This window comes from Haloquadratum walsbyi C23 (genome assembly GCF_000237865.1).
GTDB classification, from domain to species: Archaea; Halobacteriota; Halobacteria; order Halobacteriales; family Haloferacaceae; genus Haloquadratum; species Haloquadratum walsbyi.
In genome coordinates, this window is record NC_017457.1 from 1 (window position 1) to 16,282 (window position 16,282).

Annotated in this window: 14 protein-coding genes; 9 read left to right on the forward strand and 5 right to left on the reverse strand. The window is 43.3% G+C overall.

The genetic code is table 11. The features are described from left to right. Positions 1 to 34 precede the first annotated feature (34 nt). Positions 35 to 343: a tyrosine-type recombinase/integrase gene (locus HQRW_RS17110; protein WP_049892369.1), complete on the reverse strand. Its 309-nt coding sequence runs from the start codon at positions 341 to 343 to the stop codon at positions 35 to 37. A 574-nt stretch (positions 344 to 917) separates the two neighbouring features. On the opposite strand from HQRW_RS17110, the gene HQRW_RS14225 reads away from it, so the two are divergent. From HQRW_RS14225 to HQRW_RS14245, 5 genes are all read left to right on the forward strand, one after another. Further along, positions 918 to 1,166, forward strand: coding sequence for a hypothetical protein (locus HQRW_RS14225; RefSeq protein ID WP_014554875.1), 249 nt, complete (start codon positions 918 to 920; stop codon positions 1,164 to 1,166). A gap of 123 nt (positions 1,167 to 1,289) precedes the next feature. Then, the gene (locus HQRW_RS14230) at positions 1,290 to 1,478 is read left to right on the forward strand and encodes a hypothetical protein (RefSeq protein WP_049892372.1); all 189 of its coding nucleotides are present in this window, start codon (positions 1,290 to 1,292) and stop codon (positions 1,476 to 1,478) included. Positions 1,479 to 1,764: 286 nt separating this feature from the next. Then, a complete protein-coding gene (locus tag HQRW_RS14235; RefSeq protein ID WP_014554877.1) occupies positions 1,765 to 2,136 on the forward strand; it encodes a hypothetical protein in 372 nt (123 codons plus the stop codon). Between the two features lie 170 nt (positions 2,137 to 2,306). Beyond that, positions 2,307 to 2,939, forward strand: coding sequence for a hypothetical protein (locus HQRW_RS14240; protein WP_014554878.1), 633 nt, complete (start codon positions 2,307 to 2,309; stop codon positions 2,937 to 2,939). A gap of 271 nt (positions 2,940 to 3,210) precedes the next feature. After that, positions 3,211 to 3,576, forward strand: a complete 366-nt coding sequence (locus HQRW_RS14245; protein WP_014554879.1) for a hypothetical protein — start codon at positions 3,211 to 3,213, stop codon at positions 3,574 to 3,576. Between the two features lie 110 nt (positions 3,577 to 3,686). On the opposite strand, the gene HQRW_RS14250 is transcribed toward HQRW_RS14245, so the two are convergent. Beyond that, a complete protein-coding gene (locus HQRW_RS14250; protein WP_049892378.1) occupies positions 3,687 to 4,136 on the reverse strand; it encodes a DUF7344 domain-containing protein in 450 nt (149 codons plus the stop codon). Between the two features lie 189 nt (positions 4,137 to 4,325). On the opposite strand from HQRW_RS14250, the gene HQRW_RS14255 reads away from it, so the two are divergent. After that, positions 4,326 to 4,568: a hypothetical protein gene (locus HQRW_RS14255; protein ID WP_014554881.1), complete on the forward strand. Its 243-nt coding sequence runs from the start codon at positions 4,326 to 4,328 to the stop codon at positions 4,566 to 4,568. Positions 4,569 to 4,815: 247 nt separating this feature from the next. Here the strand turns inward: HQRW_RS14255 and HQRW_RS14260 are convergent, their stop codons facing one another. Further along, positions 4,816 to 5,448 (reverse strand): competence protein CoiA family protein, encoded by a 633-nt coding sequence (locus HQRW_RS14260; RefSeq protein WP_014554882.1) that lies wholly within the window; start codon positions 5,446 to 5,448, stop codon positions 4,816 to 4,818. A gap of 1,106 nt (positions 5,449 to 6,554) precedes the next feature. Here HQRW_RS14260 and HQRW_RS14265 point away from each other — a divergent pair. Continuing rightward, a complete protein-coding gene (locus HQRW_RS14265) occupies positions 6,555 to 9,113 on the forward strand; it encodes a hybrid sensor histidine kinase/response regulator (protein WP_014554883.1) in 2,559 nt (852 codons plus the stop codon). A gap of 235 nt (positions 9,114 to 9,348) precedes the next feature. Beyond that, positions 9,349 to 10,104, forward strand: coding sequence for a hypothetical protein (locus tag HQRW_RS14270; RefSeq protein WP_149031586.1), 756 nt, complete (start codon positions 9,349 to 9,351; stop codon positions 10,102 to 10,104). 47 nt (positions 10,105 to 10,151) lie between these two features. On the opposite strand, the gene HQRW_RS14275 is transcribed toward HQRW_RS14270, so the two are convergent. Together HQRW_RS14275 and HQRW_RS14280 are read right to left on the reverse strand one after the other, a co-directional pair. After that, positions 10,152 to 10,556 (reverse strand): hypothetical protein, encoded by a 405-nt coding sequence (locus HQRW_RS14275; RefSeq protein ID WP_014554885.1) that lies wholly within the window; start codon positions 10,554 to 10,556, stop codon positions 10,152 to 10,154. After that, the gene (locus HQRW_RS14280) at positions 10,553 to 11,428 is read right to left on the reverse strand and encodes a ParA family protein (protein WP_014554886.1); all 876 of its coding nucleotides are present in this window, start codon (positions 11,426 to 11,428) and stop codon (positions 10,553 to 10,555) included. The genes HQRW_RS14275 and HQRW_RS14280 overlap by 4 nt, the downstream gene beginning before the upstream one ends. Positions 11,429 to 12,570: 1,142 nt before the next feature. Here HQRW_RS14280 and HQRW_RS14285 point away from each other — a divergent pair. Then, positions 12,571 to 16,245 carry an NACHT domain-containing protein gene (locus HQRW_RS14285; protein WP_049892383.1) on the forward strand — a complete coding sequence of 1,225 codons (3,675 nt, stop codon included), beginning with the start codon at positions 12,571 to 12,573 and terminating at the stop codon, positions 16,243 to 16,245. The last annotated feature ends 37 nt before the right edge of the window (positions 16,246 to 16,282 follow it).

Sequence of the window (16,282 nt, forward strand, 5' to 3'; positions counted from 1 at the left end):
TTCGTTAGAGTGACAAAAGATCCATTAGATATGATTATCGTCTGTGTGTCTTGGAGATGTTGGTCTCGGAGAAATCAACCATGCTAAGATAAGTGAAATAAACCTTGTCCTCACGCACATACCTATCACCGGTAGTATCAACCGAGCGGTGATTCAGATCGGAAGCCAACATATGGAGTGGATAGCCTGTCTTGTTGGCGAGATAGGAAGCAGCGGATCGACGTAGCGTGTGGCTGGTGATTTTCCACCGAGTCCGCCTTTCCCTGTCTTCGTACATCTTCTCCTGAATACCTGCTCTCTTGACAGCGGTTCTGATGATACGTGAAACGTGCTCAGGTCGCATTTGTTCTCTCTGATTCAAGACCGACAGTGATCTTGGCTAACGGCTAGTGGTTGCTTCTTTTGGAAATACTGTCCACAATGTCTCGTTCAGTCTGTTCTCTCAGATATTTAACGGTTTGATTGTGTATTTTGGAGGTATAAGTCAATATTCTTCGTTCGTATGAGTAAAGGAAAATTCACGAACATTACCATTCAAAATAGTTCAATTGAATTATTATACGTTGCTACCGACACTTCGATTTTTCCTTATGTAACAATCTGCTTTCTTTCGCTCAATTATTACATAAGGTATAGCCGGTCGGTCTCGCAGAAACAGTGATCTTCATAACGTGCGTGTTCTTCTTGTCTGAATCATGAAAACAGACGCTGTGCTGTGTTGGTCACTACTCTTCGGTGACATGATACACTTGCCAAATGTGGGGGAGAAAATTATCTGAATAGACGAGACACCTGACACGGCTGATGTTTCTACTGCAGCTGAGGATGATGTAAAGAGAGGGTCGATACAGGAGTTTATCACTGACCGAACCGGGTGGACTGACAGCCGATGTGAGGAAGTAACCAATACGCGGGTTGTGATACTCCAATATCTGCGTAATGAGGCAACTGGTAAGCATCAGCGTGTTCCAATAAGGCGTCTACTCGAAGGTTGCCAAGATCGTGATGCCACAGTCACGAACCAGACCGTTGACCCGCAGGCGTCGAATCTGAATCAAAGCGTCTTCTATGAGAAAACTCTGAAGCCAATTCTCGACGATGCAAGCGATGCTGGACTGATTAGTAGGCTCCAAGGAGGAGATTATGGCTGGTATTGGGACAGCTAATGTCGTGAAAGTTACTTATTAAGCCACTCTCTGCGACTGTCTTCATGAGACCGGCGAAGATTATCATTGTGAGTCGCCAACTTGACGATGCTTTTAGATGATTTGCTGATATTATTCGTATCTATGTTTGGATTGGGGGGCGGCGATGATGATACAACCAAACTGCAGGATTGTATTCTCAATCAGTACGATATGGGTGTTTCAAATCCAAAACAAATTGCAGCAGACTGCGACTGTTCTCAATCATATGTTCGTGAAACATTGAACGATTATCGCAGTGGATGGGATGACAATGACACAGGCTTACTCTGACCCTCTATCAACACTTCGGGAACTCCCACCACGTCTGTTGAGTTATCAATAACACGAATATAGGGGGATAGTGTAACAAGGAATTGAAATATTTCAACTGCGTTTATGTGGCGTTATAATATTAATAGTGAACCCGCATCTGCGGGCATTTACCCCCTGGGTTAGGTAGTCAAAACACCAGTATACCAGCCTAAATTCATTCACACTGACAAATCAGTGATACTGTCGTGTCTCATATCCAGAAAATTAGAATAGAATTCTTCTTATTGTGCAAGGATAGTGTGATGTGAATCGACGAAAGTTCCTCGCTGCAATTGGGTTTTTCTCTCTCGGTGGATGTTCATCAAGCTCTGAGCAGGAACTGCTCATAGATTCTGACTTTTTTGTCATCAATAGCTGTGACACCGTGGTACAAGGTTCTGTTCGAATCAAAGATGAAAATGGAGGTACGATAGATCAAGAAGGATTCCTCGTTGATAGTGGTGAAACAAGCATATTCACAGCAAGATTACAAGATACAGAGGAAATCATCATTACTGTGGATCTTGATCACCCCGAAGAAACGACATATGACCAAACGGAGATTCCCGCTCATTCTGAAGAGTATGAGATCGACATCCACTCAGATGGTATCGATGTGGAATGGACCGACTACTGATTTTCTCGATAAGATGATATAATTAATCTATAGTCTTCGCATAGATGATACGCTGATTGGCGGGTCAGATGATCAGAGTATCTCACTTCGTGTCTACAGTACCGTGAGAGATTGAGAGATGTTCATGTCATTTAGATAATGGTATATAAAACTGCATCATATCTGTAGATATGTCGTTAGTACATGGGGCATACAACGGGCGTAAAGAAATCGTAGAGGACGGAACGGTATTAGATAAGAATGAAAGAGCTTGGCTAATTACTGACGTAGATTGTTCTGAGACGGTTCAGATAACTAGCATTGATTTGGAACCAGCACGGTTTCGAATGCATGGTGAGGTGATTGATGGCAACAAACAATATATCGATATGACGTTTGATTTACTGAGTCAAGCCCGCCTAGCATACGGGTTATGGAATACATACGGACCGTTCAGTGAACCAGAAGGGGATGCAGTACCGGTAGAAGTAGCTATCGGAGGACAGGAAGCCGTTGCTGGATACCTACTGATAAATGGTGGATACCCACGATCATGTACACGTGTGGCTGAAAAGATGGATGTGGACGAAGACACGGTATTGAATTGGTGTAGTCATGTTTGCTGGGAACCCAGCCGTGATCAAATACACGAACAGGTTATTGAAGCCGTACATTCAACAGACGGTGAATTTACTATCAGTGAATTACTGCAAACTGTCGATGCATCATACGAAATGATACAAACAGTACTGGCTGAGATGAGCCAATCTAATGTCGCAGAGGAAGTAAATGAATATTATAACCGCTGGCGAGTAACTGACTGAGATTCACGCTTCGGCTTTTACTCTTTATTTCAATCATATGTAGCACGAACAGGTGGAATCCCAGCAAGGATCCGACACTATTACGCTGGGCTTGTTATCCCTTAGATAGGCTGATGGTATCAATAACATACTGTTCAAGATGTGGCCATAGCAGTATAAGAACACATTAGCGTGATTGATCATGAGAAAATATGACCAATATTAACGCCTTATGTCTCACATCCAGAAAATCGGAGTTAAATTTTCATTCACCATAGATAAACAATCAGATATGATCCGGCGGAAATTCCTCGCTATCTCCGGGCTGTTCTTATCTAGTGGATGTCTGCCAGAATTAGAGGATTCGAAAGATTCTGAGTTTTTAATTAGTAATAAGCGTGATAGTGAATTAGATGTCTCTATCCGTTTAAAAGGTGGAGAGAGGGGATTCGCTGTGGAAGGATTCATGCTTGATAGTGGTGAAACAGGTCAATTCGCAGCGGGGTTTGTAGGTGTGGCAAAAAACATGACCGTTGTTGCGAAGATTCTCAGCCCACAAGAGGCGACATATCAGCAGAAGGAAATTCCAGTAGGGATTCCAGAGTATGACATTAGGATTCAACCAAACAGTATCAGCGTAGTGTGGGTTGCGCATTGATGCTCCCGGTAGGTGGTGTAATTAATCTGGGGAGATTATTAGTATATATCTCGCAGCTGAGTATGTCGTCAGTCGCTAGGTGAGTCCTCATGTGACAGGACTATACCACTCTATGTATCTACGATAGTGTCGTCAAAAAGCATCTGAGCCACGGGTGATGTGGACGTAACCACTACGATGAGCGGTAGAAGATTTCGATCAGGTGAAACAGTCTTACGACTGTCATTGTATTTGATCGCACTCACATTATTTAATTTGGGGAGATGAGTCTGAATCAGCGACGTATAGACATTATGATAAGAATCTCCAGTTGCAGATTCGACTGATACATCCTCCTCAATAGCAGTCACTTCACGAGCAAGATCCCGTACTGTCACGACAGGAGCAGCTTTTTGATCACTCTTGATGAAATTGACTAAATTCATACCTGTAGACGCAGTGATCGCCCGGTGAGCAAGAAGTCCAGCCACCAGCCGTCGTCGAGAAGCACGAAGAGAATGGTATACTACGGATATTGATTGGTCAGCGTACTGCGTAACGACTCTTGGTATCTCAACCATATCATACACGCCCAGTTTGGCTTAGCCGATTGTAAGTTGAGTATTGTATATTATTATGCTGAACTGGGTGGTTTCTTTGTCTGAACATCTATATAATCAATTTCTCCTGATCTATATTAATTCTTTTGTAAGAACTAATTCTCTTAAATGAGCAAATTCCTATGATTTTGCTACTGCTGTTCTTGATAAATGGGCTCTCCAGGTCGGAAACCAACTGTCGCTGATGAGGATATTCTTGCTGTCTTTCGTCAAGCTTCAGATCCAGTGTTAACGACTCAAGAGGTATCGAATGAACTCGAAATCGGGCATCGTGGTACTTTTGACCGATTAAAAAAGCTCGTTGAAATGGACGACCTGAGTATGAAAAAAGTCGGAGATACGGGGGCTGTATGGTGGTATCCTGCTGCGCTGAGAAATAAGTATCAGTCCTGATAACCAGATTCCCTATCTCCACACTATTTTTTCGCCACATAGTCTCGTGTATTGAATTGGGAGTTTTCCATACAAATTGAGTTAATACATCATATGTCCTAGATTAGACGATCAGAATCATCGTATCATATCTTATGTCTGCAAACTCATCATCAACTCAATCGGTGATTGAGTGTCCAGTTGAATATGCCGATTCTGTGGTATGGATATAAGCAGAAGCCCATGAATTTCGATCAAGTATATTTTGCTATCCACTGAATATTAGATAGTTTGGCACCTTGTTTTTCTTATTAAAATTGATCTGTTCCCAAGAGAACAGATCTCCGAGAACAATCTCCATTGAGTGAGGATCAAAATACCCAACATTTAGCGGGGAAACTCGGGACATATATCGATTGATTTCATCGGGGTCATGACATCCCTCAGTGTGGATTATCAGATATGTTTGATAATCATTTTGAGATAGAACTTCAAAACGATCTCTAAGATTGAATTTTCTGGCTTTGTAGAAAATTTCTGCTGTTATATATGCCGGCGAAGTAACACGCACATCAGCGAAAATGAAATCTGGTTGTTCACCAACCCATCGTTCGGTGTCAATCTCTACTGGTTTATTTGTATCTCGAGCAAGGCGATTATAAATAGCTTGCAGCGAGATTTCAGAGGCAAGTCGATGCTCGTCAGAAGCAGCGTCATTGGCAAAACAGTCAGAAGAGCCATCTTTATGATTAAAATACTCAAGCAACTCACTTGACGAGGAGTCAAAGGTAACTTCTTTGCCACAACTTGGACACATAAACGTTGAATTGAGAGCCATTCGAGGCTTAACTTGCGTCCCTCTGACGATACGCTTTAATTTCTCAGTTTCAGCGACAAACACTACCTCTAAGTTAGGTTCATCCCACTTACTCAATCGGTGATTGAGGGTGTAACGATTGTTTTCTTATAATAGTCTAGTATCAAGAGTATGAGCAGGAGGCTCAATTCACACGTGAGTACTCCCGTACAGATCATTGGAGGTAGCTGTGTAAGTGCAATCATCGTGATAGAACGGCACGATATTGCACTCACACGATTACTGCGTGTTAAATTTTTCAATCACTCACTTTTGCTCAGCTTGATTCATTCCATCGTCATCAGAGTTGTTTTGACCAACAAATCTGTGTGCAGAAATTTTATTTAGTTCATTGAGCCGTTCAACAAGACGTCTTGCCGTTTCTCAATACTGGGCAAACAATTACCTGATCCCCTTATCGGGTTATGAATGACATAATGAGTTCTCTATCACCGTTGATATAGGTTTTATTGGAATTATGCGTATCAGGATCACGTCTAAAGTAGGATATCTTATGTAATATATTGATTCCATATTTTACATAAGGGACGAAATTATCACAACCATTAATTATCAATAATATTATACCAGCGTTTCTGTGCAAGCTGTCGATGCTTATTCCTACTCAATATCACGAGTTGTGATTGCGTCGAGTTCCTCCGCCGTTGAGTTCACTCTTACTTACATAGTCAAAAAAATGCTGTAATATGTGTTGAATATACTGATATCAGCAGATCTATAATCACTTTCGTGTTTCATGCTCAGAAAGTCGATTCTATGGCTGGAGAACAATTTGTAAAGTATGATTCAGTTGCTGATTTTTTGAGGGATATACCATTATGATTGATAATGAACGGTATTCAGCCGATGTAGACACGGATCTGCCTCCACTGAAGACCTCTTAGATTAGCACATTTCACCACACTGGGAAACTAGAATTGCCCCAATCGTAATCGTGACAGGGTCTACTCAGAGGAGACTCTATATGAGATGTATGCACGTTCATTCCATCAGTGCGGTCTGAACCAACACAGATTGCGTATTCATTCATAATGATCATAGTAATAATATTTATCTTGTTTATGATGGTAACTGCAACTGTATCGAGAGATTTTATGATACTACAAAAATACACCCATGAGTAACTGAATATGACGACAGAAGAGAAATATAAGGATACAATTCGTATCCTCCACATTGATGATCAATTCGACTTTGCCGAGATGACGACAACCTTTCTGGAGCGGGAAAATGACCGATTCAACACCGAAATCGCCACTAGTGCGAACGATGGGCTTGCTCGCCTCGCTGGCTCGACATTCGATTGTATTATTTCTGATTACGATATGCCTCAAATGGATGGAATCGATTTTTTGGAAACTGTTCGAGAGGAGTATCCTGATCTCCCATTTATTCTGTACACAGGCAAAGGATCCGAAACAATCGCCAGCGAAGCTATCTCTGCCGGAGTGACTGAGTATCTCCAGAAATCATCTGGAAATGAACAGTACGAACTGCTAGCTCATCGGATTGTGAACGCTGTCGACCAGTCACAGGCTGAGCGACGAGTTCAACAAGAGCAACAGCGATTTCAAACCCTGTTTGATCGTCTCTCACAACCTATCGTCGAAGTTCAATATGAATCCGACGAGCCAATTGTGACTTACGTGAATTTGGCTTTTGAGGATGTATTTGGATATGAAGCCAACACGCTCGTAGGCGACTCCCTCGACGCCCACATCGTTCCTGACGATCGAGTTGATGAAGCTGAAGCAATTAATCAATACGTTCAAGCAGGTGGTCGCCTCAAATCTCGGAGGGTAACCCGTGAGACTGTAGATGGTCTGCGTGAATTCCTGATTCAGAACGCTGTCTATGATGATGGTTCTGGTGGATTTGCTATCTATACAGATATTACAGATCGAACTGAACGCAAAGAAACGCTCAAACGAAACCAAGATCTGCTCCGACACACCGAACAGTTGGCTGATGTCGGTGGGTGGGAAGCTGACATGGAAACGGGTGAGGCACGTTGGACGCAGGGAACATACGCAATCCACGATATTGATCCTGATGATGAGTTTGAGCTATCACTGGAGACTGGAATCGAGTTTTGCCATCCTGATGATCAGGCAAAAATTGAAACAGCGATAAGCAACTGTCATGCCCACGGCGAACCGTTTGAAATTGAGTTGAGACTCATTACTGCTGAAAATGAACAAAAATGGGTACGTGCCACTGGTGAGCCGGTATATGATAGTGACGATGTTACCAAAATTCGGGGTGCAATCCGTGATATCACACAACAGCACGAACGTCGTCAACGACTCGAACAGATTGAGACGTTCTTTGAGCATACGCAGGATTCTCGATTTTTGATCAGTGTCGGCGAAGAGTTTGTGATTGAACGAGTTAATCAGTCCTGGGAAGACGCATCAGGCGTCTCAGCTGAGGAAAGTTGTGGACAGACGATACAGGATGTACTGGATGAAAGTCAAGTAAAAAAAGTTGAACAGAAATATCGGAACTGTGTCGAGCAACGAGAGACACTCGAATACGAAGAGCGACTCCAGATTGGCGATGACCCTGTTCATTGGCAGACTAGAATTACACCAGTCGTCATCGACGGGGAGGTTGAGTATATTGCCGGTGTAACCCGTGATATTACTGATATCAAACATCGAAAACAAGAGTTGGCTGAATTAAACCAGAAGTATCAGACACTTGCAAAGAATTTCCCCGATGGTGCAGTATACCTCATCAATGAAAATTTCGAGTATGTCTATGCTCGAGGCGAAGCATTAGAACGAGCTGACCTGTCGCCTTCGGATATTGAGGGGCACGTCCCACACGACGTGTTCCCTGATGAACTTGCGGATGAAGCCTGCCATCAATATGAACAGGCGTTCGACGGGATTGCGACCACTGCTGAGCAGGAGTACAACGGTGACCGATACCGGGCTCGGGTGACACCTGTAGAATCCGATAGTAAAGAGATCACTCATGTGATGGCGGTTGCACAGGACATTACCGAGTTCGCTGAGGACAGAAAACAACTCAAGCGTCAAAACAAACGATTGGATGAGTTTGCAAGTGTCGTGAGTCACGACCTCCGAAACCCACTGTCTGTTGCAGAAGGAAACGTGGAACTTCTTCGTGAGGACTGTAATTGTAATAATAAGAGAATTGACAGGATTGACTCAGCACTGACTCGGATGGACGACCTGATTGAAAATCTTCTCACGTTAGCTCGTGCAGACGAACAAATAAACGGCACAGAGTCAGTCAATCTCGCCGAGTTGTCTCAGAACTGCCGGCAGAATGTTGAGACAACTGATGCCGATGCAACAGTTAATATCGATATCACTGCCACACAGAGTATCGAAGCAGATCCCAATCGGCTCGCACAGTTATTGGAGAATTTGATGCGGAATGCAATCGAGCATACAAACGAGGATGTGGCAGTCACAATTGGTGAGCTTGAGGATGGATTCTATGTCGAAGACGATGGAAGCGGAGTTCCTGCAGATAAGCGAGACGATGTATTCGAAGCGGGCTATACGACGACTAATCAAGGTACTGGGTTTGGACTCTCAATCGTGAAACAGGTCGTTGAAGCTCATGGATGGGAGATGTCCCTTACAGAGGGCTCTGAAGGCGGGGCACGGTTTGAAGTAACTCAAGTCGATGGATTAAAACCGTCAACATAAATCGATGTGAGTATCCTGATGAAAATATCTGGATATGTCTCATCGGTGAATCTCCAGATATTCTCACTCCGTGCGTCTAGAACGATGACAGACAATACGATCACTAATCAACTCTATAAATATGAGGAGCAAAATGTCCGGTTGGCAAGAGTATAGACTGGCTTTGATTGATATCCTTATATTACTGATAATTCCAGTGGTGATCGCAACTATTCACTTTTTTCTGTCAGATGCTATGTATAATCAGTTACTATTCACCTACGGGGATGCTAGCATAATCACCATTTGGACAACAGTCGTCCTACACACATCAAACGCACATCTCACCTCAAACCTGCTTGGGTACGTAGTCGCAATCGGATTCGTATACTCCCTGTATCGGGCAGAAATACGTGACCGACAGCGCTTCTGGATCACTGTGGCTACTCTACTTCTCGTCGTACCACCGATTACGAAGTTCGTTGACTACGTAATGCTGTATCAGCATGCTGGGTTGCTAGCTGACGAGGCAACATCAAGAGGCTTCTCGGGAATTGTAAGTGCGTTTGGCGGAATGCTTCTTGCTACAATAGGACACTTTATTGCTGGCGAGTATGGGAAAGAGGCAGGTGTACAAGTAGTATTACTAATTTTTCTGATTGGGTTAGGTCTCCTCATGGCTGCTAATGGGATCCTCACACTAGAAGTCGCTGGAGCTATCATTATTGCTCTTGCATTAGGAAGTACCCTATTCGTTTCAAGAACCGATCTCCAGCAGCCAGGTCACCTCCGATATCGCATAACTGATAATCGCAAGAACCTTGCTCAGATCGTCGGGTATGGAGCTGTTGTTTGTCTTTTTTTATATAGCATTATTCCGATCAATCCTGTACAATCTGGGATCTTCGTTAACGTCCTTGCACACGCCGTTGGCTTCTTTAGTGGTGTTGGAACACAAGCCATAATTTCCTATATGTATGTGTCAAGTAATGTTACTAGGATTAGTGTTTAGCTATATTCCAAAGTGGTTAGGATCTGTCTTTACACGTATAATATAATTTATTCTTCAAACTTCATTCCGTATCCCCACTCCTCAAGTTGTGCCTCCACTTCGTTGAGATGATTGAGTCCGACTAATGCTATTGCCTCTCGAAGATCTGTCAGCGATACGTCTCCGTCAAAGCGATCTTCGAGTTCTCGTTGTGCATCACGCTCGTTTCCCTTCGTCTCCTCCTGCAGGAATAACGGAACACGATTCCGACCGTCCTGAACACTATCACGCCGAAACTTGTATGGAATTCGCATTTTCTGACGCTCTTGTTTCATATGTTCGGTTACGTCAGATTGATCCTCAGTTTTATCTGGCGTCTGCTGATTACGCTCTGTACTTGACTCCGTTTCATCCAGCTCATCTGTGTCATCCGAAAACGGGTTTTCGCCGGCACCTTCTTTCATACCCGTCATGCTGAGATCACCTCATGTTCGACATCCCCTGGCTCTGGTGGATTCGGTGCTTCAATATCAATTGCATCCTCTAAGTGCCGAGCAATCCGGTCGAACTGTGCTAGCGTTTCGATTTCGTAATCTCGTCGCTGTGTACGGTGTTCTCGGACGTATTGGAAGGCAGAACACTGTTGCATCCAGCAGCCTTCCATTAATGAGGCTCTTTCACCAATCACTTCAGGAATATCATAGGTAATCTCTGTGAGAATCTGCTTCTGATCACGCGTATTCTTGAATCTGATTGGGATTGCTGCGAGGACACCAACTTCGATATCCAACTGTGACTCGAACCCAGCAACGAGCGATTCCAGTCCTTCAACTGCAGCTCGTCCTTTTGCACTCGGTTCGACAGGAATCACGAGTGAACGAGTCGCATTGATTGCATTATAGAGATGTGGTCCTTCCGTTGCAGGCGGGTCACAGATCAAGACATCATACTGATCTGGTACCCCTGCTTTGCGAAGGACGCGTAAAAGCTGGGAATGCATCCCGAATGCTTCACCCATTGCTTCCGCTTGCTCTTTCTCACGCTGAAGATACTCCGCAAGGTCGGAGAGCATGTTATGCTCTGGAATGATGTCAACCCCCTCAACCGTTCGAATCAGATTGCCAAACTCGCCTTTTGAACGACGGATCATGTGGCGAACCACGTTGTCGACTGACTCTGTTCGGTCAGTATCAACACCAAACAGCCGTGATAGATCTCCGTCCTGTGGATCAAGTGGGACGACGAGCGGTTTTAATCCGGCACGAGCATGTGCAACAGCTAGATTTGCCGCCGTTGTGGTCTTTCCTACCCCACCTGCCTCGCTGTATGTCGAGTATGCCAACATACGTGAGTAATATATGACCACTGTATTGAAACTTCGCCAGACGATTTCATGAATACACTTCATGAATGTATGTGGTGAACACAACTAGTGAACATATGCAATGAATACACATCATGAACATGCTGAACAAATGTAGTGAACACAACTAATGAACAACGTAGCATATCAGACAGATTTGGTAGTAAACCAACATGAGGTAACTTACACGCTCCGTCCTACAGTTAGATCATCGACGGCTAATTGCAACTCCCGATCATACGTGTTTCCACCTCTAACGGGGCAGTATGTTTCTCCTCAACGTATTTGAGATTAGTCATACATACTCCAAATAATAAATCCTGGCTTAGATTTGCTATATTCCGTTCTGGGTCGCACTCTGATCACTGCAGGGCAGCTGCCGACGTGACGACTTTATTTGAAATTAAATTGATACCCCTCTTCAAGTCTGCAAATAATCACGATGGTGAATTTGAGAAATATTGGCAATCCTTCGTGATAAAAAATCGATTATTTCACTGGTTTCGATCAGAGATCACGGTATCTCTCCGAGAATCATCGCCTCACCTGTATATGTCATGTCTTCAATAAATACTTATATTGGTTTTTTGAATCATCTTATATCAATTCTACTATACTTCTCAGCGTCGATGGCACTAGCACGGGCCCGATTACTGCATAGATGCGCATGACAAGCCAATCGACTCAAAACAACTCCGATAGCCGAAACACCACTAGCAGTAATATAATTGCAGACTGCAGAGAACCGATTGCCCGTAAAATAGCGGGTCCGTTAGTGAGAGTCTTTTCGATACCATCCATTAAAATATCATAATCTGACTCTATTCAAAAATCGTTCGTCAGCGCTGATCTACTGAAACATAATTTACTTGACTCCGATACCAAGGAGAAGGTCAGCTTAGTGACGGCGGTCTGCATAGTCATTACATATGCAGTCCGTATGGCATCTCAGTTCTGATGCTTTTGATATCTAAAACTACGAGGAAAGCTGACCCGAATATGATTTCATTTGCATGAAATGCGATGTTTAGCATTCATTCAAATAACCACTAGATATTAACATGAAGGCAGTATAATTGACTATCAGATAATTGAGCATGTCATTAAAAACCAGAATATCTGAGATGAGTGACACTGGTAAATTCGAAAATCTCGCAACTGAAGTCCTACGGAGGAGCGATCAAAAATATGAGGCTGTTATTCAGACCGGTATCAATACAGAGGGTAAGCCAATTAATGATCCTGTAGATGGGCTAGGGCAGGTTCTCGACGCGGATCCACCACATTATATATTTTTAGAATTTACTACAACTCAAAAATCAAACTTAGAGAAAAAATGGCTTGCTAATCCAGACGCAGGAGATAATGATCCTAGGGGAGATTTGATTAAAGCTGCTGATAAATCAGATAAGATTCGTGAAAATATTCCCAATGCAGAGTTTACAGCAGTTTTAGTCTCAAACCGTGTATTAAATAGTGAACTGATGCAAGATGTTTATCATACTGTTAATCGTCGTGACATTTCTGTTGATATCTGGGACGTCCACCGTATTAGCGAATTTCTCCAGAATGATCCGGATGGACAATATATCTGTGAAGAATATTTTGATATCGATGAAAAACGGCTCTCTGAGCCGCTTCTGCTAGAACTATCAGAGGATAGTCTCAATTCATATAAACAGAGTTTTCATACCTCTGTCGGCGGTGTAAAGATAGAGCGTCCGGAACTATCAGAAATACTTTATAATGCCCGTAGCTCCGGTGTTGGAAGCCACTTCGTCCCCATAGTTGGCAATTCTGGATTCGGAAAAAGCGTTATTTCCTATCAGGCGCTGAAACGCTGGAGAGCAAATCAAAAGCCAGCACTGAGGCTTGATTCAGAAGATATTAAACATTCAAAATCTTTAGCTCAGGCAATTAAATCGGGACTTACGCGTTTAAACTCGAGTCTAGAGCATACACCAGGTCAAAAGGCACTACAACTCGCCGAGGAAAATTCACAGCTTTTGATTGTAGTCGATGATCTCAACCGTGCAAATAATCCGTCTCGTCTGCTGGCAAAACTACAAAACTGGATGGAGGGATTGAATAACACCACAGATGAATCCAAGAATGGGCATAAATCCGGTTCAGGTAGATTGCCAATTACCATTCTATGCCCATTTTGGCCCCGAATTTGGAGCAAACAAAAGCGTAAGATGACTGGAAATGAGTTCGCTGAGCCCATCGAACTTGAGGCGCTTTCCGCTGAGAACGCAGGTGAGCTTATACAGCTACACGCAAACGAGCATGGACACGATTTTTCGGATGAGGAAGCTCGTAATCTTGCAGAGGAAGTGGGTCGAGATCCACATTTGATCGGTTTACTCGGTCAACTTATGTGCAGTAAAGAAACTATTGATAATCTACCAGACACTTCGAAAGAGGTTCTTAGTGAGTATTCTGAATACGCTTTTGAGATGGCGAGTGAAAATTTAAATGAATCATTAATCGTTGGAGACTATGAGCGAGCTGTTGAAGAGTTGTCCCATAATATAATGAAGGCTAAAAATTTAAACCCGGAATGGAGAGATATACAAGATTGGTCATGGTCTAGCCAACGAATTTTAGATGGGATTCGAAACTTATCTGAGCAAGAGCAACTGTTTGCAATTCTGAAACAAAGAGAAGAGAGAGTCCTGTCCTTTCGTCATGACCGAATTCGTGACTTTCTGCTCGCTGACGCCGGCATCGAACAAATGGACCGAGATAGTACCACGCATACCTACCTAAACGACCCGTATTATTACTCAATTCTTGGGACTGCAATCGCATATTTCCGACCATCTGAGACTATCCTTTCACAACTGCGGAAAAGCAACCCTCTTTCGCTCATCGAAGCGATCAGTAGGCTCAATGGAGATTTTCCAGAATATGAGCAGAAGGTAGCCGCAGAGTTTCAACGGTGGCTAGATGACCAGGGAGGACACACAGAGATTCTTAATAGTATACTTGATGAAACAATGGATATTCTTTATCAAACAGACTCAGAACAAGTTCTTGAACTAGCTGAGTCATTACCACAGTTTCCGATAGTTCTGCTGGCAAGGTTCAGGAATGGTGACTTGAAGGCAGGAATACAATATTGTAAAAGTAACTATGGGTCACCGAATGTAAATAACTCCCGGCGAGATTCTGTATTCGACGATGTGATGCATCAAGGGGGCTATGCATATATAGACAAACTTTCCGAGATTCTCTCGTCAGTAGATGCTGAGCATGTTGAAGCAACACTTCGTCTCGCTGGTTTTGTTGCTCAAACTGAGTTAGAGCAAGGTATCAGGGAATGTTGGAAGCGTCACGGAGAAAATCCGGAGTTTCTGTCGGGATTTCTATGGGCGAGCTTCCAGTGTTGCATCCCCGAACATAGCAGCCTCGTCGATCAGGTAATCACTCGATGGAAGTCACTACCGAGTGGGAGTGATATTGGTGACGAAAACGTCGAAATCGCCACTGGTGATGTTTATAGAGAAGTAAAACACTCTCTCAGGCGGGATATATCTGAAGACCAAGTAGAATATCTGATTAAAACAGTAGAGGAATCCTCGGATATGGAACGCTATCTCGTGTCTATTCTGAGTGAGGTTCCCGACTCGAAAGCACTGGAACTCGTGGTAAAGGAGCGAGGTGAAAATATGAGGAAAACAGATGGAATATCCCCGTGGGCAACGACACTCCTAGATCCTTGGAGTCCTAGAAACCTAGGTGGTCAGGCTCTTCCTGCTAAGATAAAAAGACGAATGAAAGAGATCTGGACGGATAACAACAATGCCGACCGAACTCGAACTAGTGCGTTTCAATTGTGGGCCAAAAATACAGCAGAGGGTGACATCGAGGAATTGAAACGTGCGAGTGAGAATAATTTATTCGAATACCGAGCATATTATGAACGGCTGAGGTTAGCTGATAAAACGGTTATAGACTCTTCATCAGTTAATTTCGTTGAAAAATCCAGTCTAATTAATGTTTTATCGAACGCTTGGGGGGCAGAAGCCCATAGGTTGGTTGATGACCTTCTTAATCAATATTTCCCAGACGATCCAGAGAGTTTATCTTATGACTTAGGTAATCTTTTGTTCGATATCCCACGAGAAAGTGCAGAGAAAATCTTAGATCGGCATTGGGAGAAGGTCAACACCAATTCTGAATTTTTCCAAGCAGCACTGTACATTGGAACATCCCAAACCAGAAAACTGGCTGAGGAAGCGTATGGAGACAGTGATGATCCAGGAAATCTGCTGAATCATATTGGTACAAACTTTGGGTTTAAAACTACCGGGCGATCTCAGCTGATTTCGAAACGGCAGCTTGTTTCTATCGAACCGTATCTGTGTGATATCTCTGACGTAGATTTGGTGTCAATTACGAAGAAGGCTTACGAATTAGATATGGAAGATTGGGTCACTGACCACGTGTATCCACATTTGACAGATAACCAACGACAAAGGTACTTTCCTGATGATAGTGATCTTTTAGAAGAGCTAAGTGAGATTGAAACCACAGAGAACAAAGATGTTATTGGCTGGATGATGAGATTCGATGACCGTTTCATATCAAAATCCCGTATTTGGCGAGTACTGGAGGGGTGGTTACAAAATGATCCGACGGTCGATAGGTATAGAATGTCCGTTCAGATAATCAAGAACTATGGGACACGAGAGAATCTCGACATATTGAACGATGTTTTGCTTGATTCTGACATAGCACAGCAGTTGCACAAGGATGCGGAATTCAGAGTAAAGGTTCGATCCCTAGATTGACTTTTTTATGTTTTGACAGTGTAAATGTCATGATTAC

Excerpts from the sequence above, each read along its gene's own strand:
- HQRW_RS14250 (WP_049892378.1), bottom strand. The coding sequence starts at position 4,136 with ATGGTTGAGATACCAAGAGTCGTTACGCAGTACGCTGACCAATCAATA.
- HQRW_RS14275 (WP_014554885.1), bottom strand. The coding sequence starts at position 10,556 with ATGACGGGTATGAAAGAAGGTGCCGGCGAAAACCCGTTTTCGGATGAC.
- HQRW_RS14230 (WP_049892372.1), top strand. The coding sequence starts at position 1,290 with ATGTTTGGATTGGGGGGCGGCGATGATGATACAACCAAACTGCAGGAT.
- HQRW_RS14245 (WP_014554879.1), top strand. The coding sequence starts at position 3,211 with ATGATCCGGCGGAAATTCCTCGCTATCTCCGGGCTGTTCTTATCTAGT.
- HQRW_RS14270 (WP_149031586.1), top strand. The coding sequence starts at position 9,349 with ATGTATAATCAGTTACTATTCACCTACGGGGATGCTAGCATAATCACC.
- HQRW_RS14285 (WP_049892383.1), top strand. The coding sequence starts at position 12,571 with ATGAGTGACACTGGTAAATTCGAAAATCTCGCAACTGAAGTCCTACGG.
- HQRW_RS14265 (WP_014554883.1), top strand. The coding sequence starts at position 6,555 with ATGACGACAGAAGAGAAATATAAGGATACAATTCGTATCCTCCACATT.
- HQRW_RS14255 (WP_014554881.1), top strand. The coding sequence starts at position 4,326 with ATGGGCTCTCCAGGTCGGAAACCAACTGTCGCTGATGAGGATATTCTT.
- HQRW_RS17110 (WP_049892369.1), bottom strand. The coding sequence starts at position 343 with ATGCGACCTGAGCACGTTTCACGTATCATCAGAACCGCTGTCAAGAGA.
- HQRW_RS14240 (WP_014554878.1), top strand. The coding sequence starts at position 2,307 with ATGTCGTTAGTACATGGGGCATACAACGGGCGTAAAGAAATCGTAGAG.
- HQRW_RS14280 (WP_014554886.1), bottom strand. The coding sequence starts at position 11,428 with ATGTTGGCATACTCGACATACAGCGAGGCAGGTGGGGTAGGAAAGACC.